The sequence below is a fragment of the Dysgonomonas sp. ZJ279 genome (genome assembly GCF_011039205.1).
Classification (GTDB): Bacteria; Bacteroidota; Bacteroidia; order Bacteroidales; family Dysgonomonadaceae; genus Dysgonomonas.
The window spans coordinates 12,347-26,126 of record NZ_JAAKEL010000018.1 but is presented as its reverse complement, the minus strand read 5'-3'; the positions used below and the strand labels follow the sequence as shown (position 1 = coordinate 26,126).

Below are 13,780 nucleotides of genomic sequence, written 5' to 3'. Positions count from 1 at the left end.
AGCATCCTGATATTATTTTATAAACTTTCCAATATCCATTTCCTCATATTCTCAATACCCATGAACCCGACGCTTTTTTGTGTCTGTTTTCCTTCTCTGTCATATATGAAATAGGCGGGTATTCCCTGAATTCCATATTGCTTGCTCCACGAATCCCATATTTTATCATTTACGCGATAATGGTCTCCATGTATATCAGGAATCATTTGTTGCCATGTTTTCATCGGTGATGAGTAGTTCGTTAAATATAAAAATACTACATCCTTTCCTTCAAACTCGCTCTTTACCGGTTTCGCGGTTTTCATAGCCGATCGGCAAGGTCCGCACCATGTAGCCCAAAAATCGACAAAAACTACCTTACCTTTATATTTTTCTAAGATCGTATCGAATACTTTATCGTCTGCAACATCGGGGGTATCATATACATTGACACCTACCATTTTACTATTTTGGGCTATAAGTTCTACACTTTTGTCGTTCTCAGCAATTAGTTCGTCTATAATTGTTTGATTTGAGAATATTTTTCTGATCTCTGCTTTCTGATCAGCAATTAACGGCTTTAGTTCACTTATTTGCTTTTTATATTCATTTAGAGCTACCATTTCATAAAAAAGGCCGTTGGCGCTTCCTATATAATCTTTTAACTCATTTCCGACTTCTTTCAGCCATGTGATCATTGATGTTTTTTCTTTTGGAATATTGAAGATATCAAGCGTATATATTTCGGAAATTGTATACGGATATGCTCCGGAATATAAATAATAAGCATCGTTCAGGTTGAAATCATTCAGGAATGTATAATATGATTTATCCAATTCTTGCGGTTTATAGTCCATTTTGTCATATTCGCTATAATCCATTTTATTTTTGACTAGATATGCTAGTTTTAGTCTCCGCGTATATGATAGCAACTCTTGAAGCATAAATAATTTGGTGTCGTAAATAATTATTTGTCGCATGTTATCAGAAAGAGTTGGGTCTTCTTCCAACGCTGCAACATTCTCATTCGTCTTTTTCAGTAGATATTCTTTATATGCATCGGGGCTTAGGTTATAAATATCATCTAATAACTTTGTATGGTCAATCATACTGTATTTTCTATCCAAACCGTCCAGATCTGTTGTTGATAGACTGAATTTGTTGATTGTGAGGCTCGATGATGCTGACCCTTCTGATTTCTTTTGGTAGCGTGACTCTTGTCTGCTTTTAGCTTGTGGATTGATGTATAGTTTAAACTCTTCGTCAGGAAGAAGATAAATGTTTCCTGAATACAGCGGCGAATAGAGGCGGGCAATCGTGAATCCGGCAACAGGGATTTCCAGTTTAAATTCTCCATTTTTATCAATAGGTATTTCGTATTCAGGGTGTTCTCCGGTAATTATATTCGTAGAATAAAGTTTTAGTGGAGTAGCAAGCAGTTCAGCAGGTATATTTCCGAATATCTTGCCTGATAATCTTGCAATACCTTTCTTTATTATAGGAGTAGGTAAATTAGCTTCTGTTTGAGTAGTTTTTGCTTCTGAATCAGGAAGTTGGATCGGAGTAGGTTTGTCTCCATTCAAATAAATCCCCCATATTTTGAAACAAACATCACAGTCGCTTTCGATGAAGTCGATCTTAGTTGTATTTTTGTCTATTGGTGGGAATGTGAGTTTGAAAGAAGTTTCTCCCGACTCGGGCATGGTAAATTCAGTATTTAAATCTATACCTTCTGATTTTACAATTTTCAGTTTCTCATTTTTTCCATCTTCCCTTATATATGTTTCCGAATCAATCCTAATCCAACTATTCGGTGGATAAAATGCATCTATATAAAAAACCGTAGCAGTGTCACTAACTTCTATTTTGTCAATTTCGAGTGCCGTCGAATTCCAGATATCGAAGGCAGGGCGTTCTATAACTTTGGTTTGAGCCTGCAAAGCGAGGCTAACCAACATGGCTATCATCGTAGAAAGTAGCAATTGGATATTTTTCATACTTGTAGTTATTAGGTTTACACAAATGTAACAATTTTAACAACTTAACCTACAGATGTTTGTAAAATATAGAAAAGGTAGAGATCTCTATCCCTGCTTCTATATATTGCACATCTTAGAGTTATTTTGCTTACCTCTTTCACTGTCTTTAACCTCTATTGGTCTCCCAGAGCTAAATTCTATTGTGTCTTTATTGCTAATTTAAGTTTAAAATACTTAATATTCCGCAAATAGATTTTGCTTCATTTATTTTAAGTTTTGTTATGTACTATATTTACTTGAAGCAAACCATAACTTAAATACTATGAAACAAATTAACTTATTTTATCTGTGCTTGATTGTAACATTATCTTTTATGAGTTTTTCTTCTTGCAGCGATAATGACGAAGAACGTATCCAGCCATCTACAAGTTCTATTGCTATGGAAGGAGAAGGGGGCGAGACTAAGGTCGCTTTGAGTAATGGCGACTGGCATATTGCCGCTGTAATAAACAAAAATGGTAATACTCGTATTTATGGAGAAGCTTTATCATTGGATGGAAAAATAATTAGCGAAAATAGTTGTCTAGAGCTAGCTGGCTTGGGGGAACTTAATGCATTATGGAGTGAAAAGGGTTTTCGGATAATCCGTGACGAGCCTACTTCAATGAGAGTTATAGTAGAAGAGAATTATACGGAAGAAATTTTTAGTTTTGCTATAATACTACAATCCGGTGAAGAAACAAAAGAAATTATTGTAAAGCAGAAGGTTTCACAAGGATATAAGTTCGATAAAATAGAATATACCTTGAAAGAAGGTGACGGAGATTCTCTTTACGTAGTAAGAGGTGCCAGTTTCCATTTGGACCTTTTAGAACCTCGAGAAATTTCATTCCCGACTATTAATGATTTAATAAGTAGTGTTAATCAATCATATTTTGAAAGTAACCAAAGTAATGCTTTCCTATGGATGAAAAACGATTTAATTATGGTAGAAGTACCATCTAATATTTATGATGGTACTGTTTATTGTAATGGAGAAAAGAAGCCTTACAGCAATTCTGTTACAACTGTACCTTATGATTCTGGTGGGTTTACGAAAACAATTCAACTTCCTGCCGGACATTTGATAGTCAATACTGAAATTCAGTATCGTAGGCGTCGGATTTCTTATATTTTGACTTTGGTTAATAATCGGACAAAAGAGAAAAAAAGTATTGAGGGTAAGTGGATAGAAACTACACCTACAGAAGAATATACTATTAATTTAATAAATAATAACTAAGACTCTACCGGACAGTTGTATGATTGTATGATATTTATAATTGTCAGATTAAATCGTGACTATTTCAGACAATGTGATAGTAAAGATTCCAGATTATATTTTATCCAAAATAGTGTGGATGAAAACGAAAAGAGCACAGTATGTACATACTGTGCTCTTTCAAATTATTATATATGTTAGGTTTACTTGCTCAATAACTTCTTCACTGTTTCCGAAATCATCTTGCCTGCAGCTACCCCAGCTAACGCTTTTGTAGCAACTCCCATAACCTTGCCCATGTCGGCAGGAGATGAGGCTCCTGTTTGTGCAATGATTTCGGTAATCTTAGCGTCTAATTCGTCTTGAGACAATTGTTTCGGAAGATATTTTTCCAGAACAACCAGTTCGGCTAATTCTTTTTCAGCTAATTCGGGACGGGATTGCTCATTGTATATTTCAGCACTATCACGACGCTGTTTAGCCATCTTCTGTATGATCTGGATTGCTGCTTCGTCAGACAATTCATCATTTGCTCCTTTAGCTGTTTTAGCTTCGAGGAATTCTTTTTTTATACCACGCAATGCTTCTAAGCTGATTTTGTCTTTAGCACGCATTGCATCCTTTATATCTTCACTAACTTGATCAAATAAGTTCATGGTTTTATTTTTAAGTCTTATATTATATTACTTTATCTTTATTCGCCGAATAACCCTGTCGAATGTTTAGTATCTGTTTTATATTCGCTTGGATTAAAATTATCGTCGCGTTTAAATACAGGGGTATTTTCTATTGCTTCGACAATTTTATCGTCATCAAGCTCTTCACTCGAAAGAACAATCGGTTTTGGTGTAAAGAATGAAGTCTTTACATCCATTGTTTTCACGCCATCTTTACCATAATGTTGTTCTATCATAGCATTGATACGGCGCTTCTCGTCTTCTTCCTGCATAAAGCGTTCTTCTTCCTCACGCTCTTCCTCTTCGGTAAGTTCTCGCAAATGATCGTCAATGCCGGGAATGCTCGACATTCCAAATCCTGTGGCAAGTAGGGTAATCTTTACTCCTTCTCCAAGATTTTTTTCGGTGGCAGTACCCCAGATTACTTCTATCTCCGGACCAAACTGCTTCATGAAATTTGCAACAGCTTCCATTTCTTCCACAATAAGCGGATTTTGTTCGCCCGAATAAATATTGAATAATATTTTCTTTGCTGCGAATACATCATTGTTATTCAATAATGGAGAATGCAGAGCGTTGCGTATAGCATCTTCTACTCTGTTTTCACCTTCGCCGAATCCGCTACTCATGATGGCTACACCTCCGTCTTTGAGGATAGTTTTCACATCCGCAAAGTCGAGATTGATATGTCCGTGAACAGTAATGATCTCTGCAATACCCTTTGCTGCAATAGTCAATGTATCATCGGCTTTAGCAAAAGCATTAGGGATAGTAAGGTCTGCATAAATGTCTATCAATCGCTCATTATTAATAACGAGAAGTGCATCGACATTCTTTGCTATTTCTTCAACACCTTTCAGTGCTTGTATAATCTTTTTACGTCCTTCGAATACAAACGGAATAGTTACTATGCCTACCGTTAATATACCCATGTCTTTGGCAATACGAGCTACAGTTGGTGCAGCGCCTGTACCTGTTCCACCACCCATACCGGCAGTGATAAAAGCCATTCGCGTACCATCGTTCAGCAAGCGTTCAATGTCTTCTTTGCTTTCCAACGCAGCAGCAGCTGCAACTTCAGGGCGGTTACCTGCGCCCAGTCCCTCGGTGGTACGTTTTCCTAATTGAACACGCGTTTCGACCGGAGATTCGCAAAGGGCTTGATTGTCGGTATTACAAAGTGCAAACGATACATCATGTATCCCTTCGTTGTACATATGGTTTACGGCATTGCCGCCACCTCCACCCACACCAATTACTTTTATAATTGTTTGAGTTCTACGTGGAAACTGGAAGTCTAATATTTTATCGTCCATATTTTAAGGATGTTTATTTTGTATTAAATAGAATAACGGAGAAAATACCTGTCGATCAATCTTCTTCTTTGAACATAGTTCCGCCGAAGTTCTGTATCTTCTCAAAGAAATCAAACAAACTTTTTTGTTTCTTATCTTCTTTGTTTTTCTTATTTTTCTTAGGTTGAGGTGTTTCTTCTTCTTCCTCCTCTTCTTCTTCTTCCGGCTCTGTTACAACTGGTTTTTCTACTATTGGCGCTGTATAAACTGGTTGAGGTGCTATAACTTCTTTCTTTTCGCAATTTTCATTGGCGAATAATAACAAGCCCAAGGCTTGAGTATAGAATGGATTTTGAAGAAGCTCGGCAGCATTGTTTATATATACACGCTTGGCGATACCTTTTTTTACCGGTAATTGAGATTTTTCGGCTAAGTGTTCGGCCAAACCTGTTAGTTGCGAAGCTCCACCGATAATGATGATTCCGGCTTCTAGCTGATCACCGTAGCCTGATTCTTTAATCTGATTAATTACATTCAGAATAATCTCATCTTGTCGAAGTTGTATAACTTTATTAAGCTCTCTTAAATCGACATCGGGGCTAACGCCTTGAGTCGGTTTAGATCTGTCTTTACCTAATTTTCCGTATCTGATTTTATATGTTTCGGCCGAGTCGAAAACAAAGCCTAATTCTTGTACATCTTTTGATATTGTGCGTCCTCCAAATGGAACGACAGCCATATAGCGGAGCAATCCACTTTTGTAAATAGATAGAGTCGTAGTGCCTGCGCCAAAATCGATTAGAGCGCATCCGGCTTGTCTGTCGGCTTCATCAAGTATTGAAGCACCACTGGCAACAGGTCCTACAATGAAGCTCGCTATTTCTAGTTGAGCTTTATCTGTAATACTCTTTGTCAGATTATTTTTTATATTGGGTCTTCCTATTACCAGACGGTAACGTCCTTCAATTGTCGAAGCTGTTTTACCGATAGGGTCTTCCTCGTATTTGCCGTCCAGATAATATTCAGGAGCAAGTACGCTATAGTTTGTGAAAAAGTCAGGTTTATTTAACTTGGCTTGTTGTTCCATTTTGTCGATATCGAGAAATGTGATAGGAGTTTCATTATCCATCAGCTTAGTCTCGGTATGTTCTACTGCGCGTAGTGATTTTCCGGCAACAGAAACATATACTTTACCAATTTTCTTTCCCGTTTTGTTTTCGAGAAGGTTGATAAGTTTTTTTACTTTTCCTGCTGCTTCGTCTATATTATAAATGACACCGTATTTGACGCACGAATCGGAGGGAATACTTTCCGATGCAAGAATCGAAATAACACCTTGTTCGTTTTTGCGCCCCAATACACCTACTATCTTGGACGTACCTAAGTCGATGCCTACTATAAAACCTGATTGTTCCATATCTCTTCTTCCTTTATTTGTCGATTCGGATGATTCCGAATAACTCTATCTTACGTTTAACGTTTTGTACAGACAACTTGTTTGTTGTATTTCAAATTTATCACAGAATATTTGTTCCATCCGGTCTCATTAAGTCCTTTTTTGTAAAAAGTCATTAATTTATCCAGCTTTTCTTTATAGTCATTTAGTTGACCCATAAGTATTTGCTGGTCACCCACACGAGGAATTAATTTTATTTCATCATTAGGTAAGACAACTATCTGTTCAATCTGCGCATTCCAGAAATTATCATTACGTAAAAATAGTGTAAAATTATATAAATCACCCTTTGCAAAGTCTTCTTTTATTGCTCCACTTGCAATTGGGAGGTAAGCTGTGAAATTTTTAGACAGTGGCATTTTATTGCCATCGTTATCTATGTAGTAACTCTCACCTGTATTGGGTATGATTCTGAGTATTGGTTTACGTTCCTGTATTGTTACTCTTATTGCACCATTATTGGTTACATAAGCTTGTGCGGCTTTGATAAGCTGGTTGTTCAGAATTACGTGCTCCAACGAATCGGTATTGATATCTCTCAGTGGCTTACCTTTAGGATTAAGTCCTTTTTCGTTTACATATTTTACTATATCATTTGTATTTACGAATTGCATCCCATTTTCACTATTGCTTACAACAATGTCGAATTCAGTGCATAAGCCATCTTTGGGCTTCTCTTTGAAGTAGAAAGCCGAGAATGCAAGATATCCTATTAGGATACATAATCCTGTGATGACTAATACTTTTTTCATATCTTCTCTTCTAATATACCTTTTATCGGAAGTAACAATTGGTCGATGTCTCCTGCTCCGACAGTAAGCAATATTTCGATATCATTTTTCTTTTCCAATAAAGATAGTAATTCTTCTTTTTTACAAAGTATTTTAGGGCAGGTTACTTTATCAAATATGATTTGAGAGGTAACACCTTCTATCGGTTTTTCTCGTGCAGGATAAATATCCAAGAGGATAAGTTCATCCAATAGAGAGAGACTTTGTGCAAACTCGGGCGCGAAATCTTTTGTACGACTATATAAATGTGGTTGAAATATACCTGTCAATTTTTTGTCAGGATATAGTTCTTTCACCGATGTGATACTAGCTGCTAGTTCTTGTGGATGATGAGCATAATCGTCTATCATCACTATTTTATCTGTTTTTAGTAGAAAATCGAAACGGCGTTTTGCCCCCTGAAAAGTTGCCATTGCATGACGGAGTTCGTCCGCTGTTGCTCCGTTTAGATAAGCTATTGCCATCGATCCGATAGCATTTTCTATATTAATCTTGATGGGGACACCTAGTTCTATATTCCTGATTGTTTCTTTAGGAGTAATAAAGTCGAAATGGATTTCGCCGTTTTCTATCTTAATATTCTTGGCGTGGAAATCACCTCTATCCATCGAATAAGTATATACACGTACATCTTTACCCGTTTTAGGTGAAAGTTTTATATTGTGTTTTACAACCAATGCCCCACCCGGTAAAATAAGGCTGGTGAATTTCTCGAAGCTTTTCAGGTACTCTTCTTCTGTGCCGTAAATATCCAGATGATCGGGATCGACCGATGTAATCAGAGCCATATAGGGGTGTAGCCAATGGAACGAACGATCGTACTCGTCTGCTTCGATAACAGTAAACTCGCTTTTGTCAGATAGCATCAGATTGCTGTTGTAATTTTTCAATATACCGCCGAGAAAAGCATTACAATCGAGATGAGATTGTTTTAATATATGGGCCAACATGCTCGATGTTGTAGTTTTACCATGTGTGCCGGCACAGCAAAGTGCTTTACTCGCTTTGGTGATAATGCCTAGAACCTGTGCCCGCTTTTGGATGGAGAAATTATTCTTGACGAAATATTCCATTTCCTTGCTATCGGCAGGTATAGCGGGAGTGTATACAATCAGTGTAGTACTGCTTTCTTTGCAATAGTCGGGGATAAAATTGACATCATCTGTGTAATGTATTTCTGCTCCTTCCTTTACAAGTTCTTTGGTTAAGTGTGTTTCGGTACGGTCGTAGCCTGCTACTTTCTTACCTTTCGATAAGAAATAACGAGCAAGGTTGCTCATACCGATGCCACCTATCCCGAGAAAATATATTGATTGTATGTTATTCATATCTTATTTTCGTTCTATTATTTTTATCACTTCGTCTACAATTCTATTTGCAGAGTCATGTTGTGCCAATTGAGCTATATTGGTAGATAATGTCTTCAATCGACTTTCGTCTTCTACTGTTGCAATTGCAGTTTTGACCAGTTCTTCTTGTGCATCTTTATCGGTTATCATAATTGCCGCATCTTTTACAACGAGAGCCATGGCATTCATTGTCTGATGATCTTCGGCCACATTGGGCGATGGAACTAATATTACAGGCTTGCCGAGTAAGCTAAGTTCCGAAATAGAACTCGCTCCGGCACGGGATATAACTAAATCTGCTGCTTTATAAGCTAAGTCCATCCGGCTTATGAAGTCGTAAAGATGAATATCTTCTGTGTCTTGCTTGTCTAAAAGGGCATCTGTAAGTTTGAAGTAATAGCCCTCTCCGCATTGCCATACTATTTGCACATTTGCTTTTGCTAAATCATCTATATTATCAATGATACTTCTGTTAATCGTTCTTGCACCTAAACTGCCACCCACAACAAGGATTGTTTTCTTGGCAGGGTTCAGATTGAAGAAATCGTATGCCTCCTCTTTTGTTATGTGAGGAGAAGATAAATCTTGCCGGCAAGGATTACCTGTTAGCACAATTTTGTCTTTTGGGAAAAACTTGTCCATACCTTCGTACGCCACGCATATTTTTGAGGCTTTTTTTGCCAGTAGTTTATTGGTTACACCTGCATATGAATTCTGTTCCTGTATAAGTGTCGGTATGCCTAGCGAATTAGCCATTTTCAATGTGGGGCCACTTGCATAACCTCCTACGCCTATAGCTATCTGAGGATTGAATCCTTTAAGTAGTTTTCTTGCTTTGCGAAGACTTTTTTGTAGTTTCCAGAGAACCGATATATTTTTAAGTAGTTTTTTGCGATTGAATCCTGATATTTCAAGTCCAACAATTTCGTAACCTGCCGCAGGTACTTTTCTCATTTCCATACGGTCTTGAGCTCCTACAAAAAGTATCTCAGCTTGTGGATAGCGTGCTTTTATAGCATTGGCAATAGCTATGGCAGGGAAGATATGCCCTCCTGTTCCGCCTCCACTTATTACTACTTTTATTTGTGTCATAGTTTTCTGGTTTTTATTCTCCGTCGGCAATTCCGAAATCTACATTTGCTATACTTTCGTCTACATCTTCATGTTCGTCATTCAACTTTGAAGAGCAGGCTAAAATGATCCCGAAGTAAGCACAGGTAATGATGGTCGATGTCCCCCCCCTGCTTATCAGTGGTAAAGGTTGCCCTGTTACAGGTATTAAATTAACCGCTACAGCCATATTGGCTAATGCCTGTATTGTGAGCATGAGAGCTGCACCTAGTATTAAATAGCGGGGGAATTTTTTCTCGCATTTGGATGCCAGTACTCCCGCTCGAATCATAAGTGCCACGTACAGCAATAATACAAATATACCTCCTATTAATCCTGTTTCTTCAATTATAATTGCGAAAATGAAGTCGGAATATGCTTGGGGCAGAAAATCACGTTCGATACTACTTCCCGGTAATCCGATAATACCACCCGGAAGAACAAAGCCGCCCGGTAATTTCATAGAATTATTATTTGCAATGGCTATTTTAGCATGCGATACCTGATAGTTTTCGTCTGTTATCTTATATGCCATTGATCCGTCTTCGTTAACATCATTAATCGAAAACTGGTTATCGTTGGAATGTCTTGCAATACGATTTTTCCATGTAGACAAACGATCGGGAAGGACACTGTCAGGGAGGAATGTCAAACTGCCGAGCAACAATATAACTGCGCTTGCTCCAACCAGAACAATTAGACCTAGCCTTTTTAAACTTACTTGTCCTATAAACATCATAAGGAAGCAGACCGCAAATAAGAGACAGGCCGTGGATAGGTTTTCTGGTGCTATAAGCAGACAAAGAATTCCGGCTCCTATTATCAGCGTTTTAAATATCCAGCTTTCGTTTTCGGGTCTCATCTTGCTCAGAAAGAATGCGACGAAGCCAATCGCTGATATTTTTGCGAACTCAGACGGTTGTATAGTAAATGCGCCGATACCTAACCAACGCTGCGCTCCATTGACATCGGCACCCATAAACATGGTGATAATGAGCAGCACAACCGAAATAGGCAGTCCTAATAGCAATAGTGAATAAAATCTACTTGGCACTCTCTGTAAGAACATTACTCCGGCAAAACCAATCAATAAAAAAGTGGCATGGCGAAGTATCGGGCCCCAATGGCTTTGCTGGCGATATGCAATTGTACTGGTAGCACTAAATACTTCCAATAGGGAGACAATACATAGTGCCATAAATATGCACCATATAACTTTATCGCCTCTAAATACTTTACCAAAGAAAGTTAAATCCATATCAGTAATTATAATTTTCTTACGTACTCTTTAAACTGATCTCCTCTGTCTTCGTAATTTTTAAACAAATCGAAGCTTGCGCAACAAGGTGATAGCAATACAGTATCTCCTTCGTTTGCCAATGCGTATCCTTTTTCAACGGCTTCTTTCATAGAACCGGCATCTTCAATTATCTCTGCCTTGCCATCAAAGAATTTGTGCAGTCTACTATTATCTACGCCCAGAAAGATGAGAGCATGAACTTTGTTTTTCACAAGTTCTTCTATTTCGCTATAATCATTTCCTTTATCTGTTCCGCCAAGTATGAGAACTACTTTCGTTTTCATACTTTGTAAAGCATACCAACACGAATTTACATTTGTTGCTTTCGAGTCGTTGATAAACTGAATGCCTCTTACTTTAGCCACTTTTTCCAAACGGTGTTCCACCCCTTGAAAATCGCTTAACGATTGACGGAGATTCTCGTCAGATATATCTAACAATTTAGCTGTAATGCCTGAGGCCAGCGAATTGTATAAATTGTGCGTGCCTGTCAGAGCGAGTAAATCTTGTTCCATATTAAAAACAGATTTAGGGGTTTTTATACTGATTTTATTATCCTCGAGATATGCGGCTACATGATCGGTTTTGTGATCGGCAAATTTATATTGCTTAGCTGCGGAGGTTAATTTTTCTATTTCTTTACTAATAATAGGGTCTTCTTCCCAAAAAATGAAAGCATCTTCTTCTGTTTGATTTTGTACGATACGCATTTTAGCGTCGATATATTTCTGCATATCGTGATCGTACCTGTCGAGATGATCAGGTGTAATGTTGAGTAAAATTGCTATATCAGCTTTGAAGGTGTACATGTTTTCGAGTTGAAAACTGCTTAATTCCAGTACGTAATAATCGAATTCGTCTTCTGCTACCTGACGGGCAAAACTTCTGCCTATATTTCCTCCTAGGCCGACATTTAATCCTGCCGATTTGAGAATGTGATAGATCAAACTAGTGGTAGTAGTTTTCCCATTACTACCTGTTATACAAATCATTTTGGCAGATGTATATCTTTTGGCAAACTCCATTTCTGAAAGGATGGGAATACCTTTTTCGATAGCTTGTTTTACCAGAGGGGAATAGTTCGGAATTCCCGGACTTTTTATTATTTCTGTGGCAGATAGTATTATATCTGTGGAGTGTTGCTTTTCTTCGTATGCAATACCATGCTGTTCAAGTTCAGTTTTGTATTTGTCTTGCAACACACCACTATCAGACAAAAAGACATCGAAGCCTTTTGCCTGTGCTAATATTGCCGACCCTACGCCGCTTTCTCCACCTCCTAATATTACTATCTTACTCATGTCGTAAATTATTATCGCATTTTAAGTGTAGCCAATGTCAACACTGCAAGAATGATTCCGATAATCCAGAATCGAACTACAATTTTAGATTCGGGTATTGGTCCTATTGGTTTTTGAAATCTGGCTTGTATTCCTGCATTACCCGCTTTCTGAAAATGGTGATGCAATGGTGTCATTTTAAATACACGACGACCTTCACCGTATTTCTTTTTTGTAAATTTAAAATATGCAACTTGTACCATTACCGAAAGACTTTCTACCATAAATACTCCACATAGTATAGGCAAAAGTAATTCTTTGTGAATGATAACAGCAAATACACCGATGATTCCCCCTAACGTTAGACTTCCGGTATCACCCATAAATACCTGTGCAGGGAATGAATTATACCAAAGAAATCCGATGGTTGCACCTATAAATGCGGCGGCAAAAATCACGAGTTCCTGACTCCCGGGAATAAACATAATGTTCAGATAGGATGCAAATTCCATATGTCCGGATACGTATGCTAATATTCCGAGGGTGACCCCTATAATGGCGGAACTTCCTGCGGCAAGTCCATCGAGCCCATCTGTCAGATTTGCTCCGTTAGATACTGCTGTGACAATGAATATTACTATGCAAACAAACAGTACCCATGCTGCCGGTTCGGCATAGTCGCCCATAAATGCAACAAGTTCTTCGTAATCGAGATTGTTATTTTTGACAAATGGAATAGATGTCTGAGTCGATTTTGCGCCTTCGGGGGTGAAGCTGACATGCTCTATTACATTCTCAGAATTACGAAATTCGACGTTCTCTTTTATAATAACATTGGGACTTAAGTATAAAGTAAGTCCGACGATCAGACCTAATCCAACCTGTGCTATTACTTTAAATTTGCCGTGCAGTCCTTCTTTATCTTTTTTGAATACTTTGATATAGTCGTCCATAAAGCCAAGTATTCCAAGCCAGATGGTGGTTATTATCATAAGAATGATATATATATTGTCTAATCGTGCAAATAATAGTACAGGGATAAGTATGGCAATGATGATAATGATACCCCCCATTGTGGGTGTTCCCTTTTTACTTAATTGTCCTTCAAGGCCCAGATCTCTGACAACTTCACCAATTTGTAATTTTCGCAATTTATCAATAATACGACTACCTATAATGGTCGAAATTACTAATGAGAAAATAACGGCTAAGGCTGCTCGGAATGAGACATACTTGAACATACCCGCTCCCGGGAAGTCAAGTCCATCTAGAAAATTAAATAGGTAGTATATCATTTTATCTT

Annotated in this window: 11 protein-coding genes; 1 reads left to right on the top strand and 10 read right to left on the bottom strand. The window is 37.8% G+C overall.

Going from position 1 to position 13,780, the window contains the following annotated elements:
* Positions 1 to 17: 17 nt before the first annotated feature.
* Positions 18 to 1,976, bottom strand: coding sequence for a TlpA family protein disulfide reductase (locus tag G7Y57_RS14290; protein ID WP_165025530.1), 1,959 nt, complete (start codon positions 1,974 to 1,976; stop codon positions 18 to 20).
* Between the two features lie 304 nt (positions 1,977 to 2,280).
* Between G7Y57_RS14290 and G7Y57_RS14285 the strand changes: the two genes are divergently transcribed.
* Complete coding sequence (locus G7Y57_RS14285; protein ID WP_165025527.1) at positions 2,281 to 3,240, top strand: hypothetical protein; 960 nt, start codon at positions 2,281 to 2,283, stop codon at positions 3,238 to 3,240.
* A 182-nt stretch (positions 3,241 to 3,422) separates the two neighbouring features.
* Here the strand turns inward: G7Y57_RS14285 and G7Y57_RS14280 are convergent, their stop codons facing one another.
* From G7Y57_RS14280 to mraY, 9 genes are read right to left on the bottom strand one after another with little or no spacing between them, the layout of a single operon-like run.
* The gene (locus G7Y57_RS14280) at positions 3,423 to 3,875 is read right to left on the bottom strand and encodes a GatB/YqeY domain-containing protein (protein ID WP_165025524.1); all 453 of its coding nucleotides are present in this window, start codon (positions 3,873 to 3,875) and stop codon (positions 3,423 to 3,425) included.
* A gap of 38 nt (positions 3,876 to 3,913) precedes the next feature.
* Positions 3,914 to 5,212: a cell division protein FtsZ gene (gene ftsZ, locus G7Y57_RS14275; protein WP_165025521.1), complete on the bottom strand. Its 1,299-nt coding sequence runs from the start codon at positions 5,210 to 5,212 to the stop codon at positions 3,914 to 3,916.
* 55 nt (positions 5,213 to 5,267) lie between these two features.
* Entirely contained in the window at positions 5,268 to 6,608 is a 1,341-nt protein-coding gene (gene ftsA, locus G7Y57_RS14270; RefSeq protein WP_165025518.1) for a cell division protein FtsA, read from the bottom strand.
* Between the two features lie 56 nt (positions 6,609 to 6,664).
* The gene (locus G7Y57_RS14265; RefSeq protein WP_165025515.1) at positions 6,665 to 7,399 is read right to left on the bottom strand and encodes a cell division protein FtsQ/DivIB; all 735 of its coding nucleotides are present in this window, start codon (positions 7,397 to 7,399) and stop codon (positions 6,665 to 6,667) included.
* Positions 7,396 to 8,766 carry a UDP-N-acetylmuramate--L-alanine ligase gene (murC, locus tag G7Y57_RS14260; protein WP_165025512.1) on the bottom strand — a complete coding sequence of 457 codons (1,371 nt, stop codon included), beginning with the start codon at positions 8,764 to 8,766 and terminating at the stop codon, positions 7,396 to 7,398. The genes G7Y57_RS14265 and murC overlap by 4 nt, the downstream gene beginning before the upstream one ends.
* 3 nt (positions 8,767 to 8,769) lie before the next feature.
* Positions 8,770 to 9,879: an undecaprenyldiphospho-muramoylpentapeptide beta-N-acetylglucosaminyltransferase gene (murG, locus tag G7Y57_RS14255; protein ID WP_165025509.1), complete on the bottom strand. Its 1,110-nt coding sequence runs from the start codon at positions 9,877 to 9,879 to the stop codon at positions 8,770 to 8,772.
* A 13-nt stretch (positions 9,880 to 9,892) separates the two neighbouring features.
* Positions 9,893 to 11,155: an FtsW/RodA/SpoVE family cell cycle protein gene (locus G7Y57_RS14250; RefSeq protein WP_165025506.1), complete on the bottom strand. Its 1,263-nt coding sequence runs from the start codon at positions 11,153 to 11,155 to the stop codon at positions 9,893 to 9,895.
* An 8-nt stretch (positions 11,156 to 11,163) separates the two neighbouring features.
* Positions 11,164 to 12,498, bottom strand: a complete 1,335-nt coding sequence (gene murD, locus G7Y57_RS14245; RefSeq protein WP_165025504.1) for a UDP-N-acetylmuramoyl-L-alanine--D-glutamate ligase — start codon at positions 12,496 to 12,498, stop codon at positions 11,164 to 11,166.
* 11 nt (positions 12,499 to 12,509) lie between these two features.
* The gene (mraY, locus tag G7Y57_RS14240; RefSeq protein ID WP_165025501.1) at positions 12,510 to 13,772 is read right to left on the bottom strand and encodes a phospho-N-acetylmuramoyl-pentapeptide-transferase; all 1,263 of its coding nucleotides are present in this window, start codon (positions 13,770 to 13,772) and stop codon (positions 12,510 to 12,512) included.
* Positions 13,773 to 13,780: the final 8 nt, after the last annotated feature.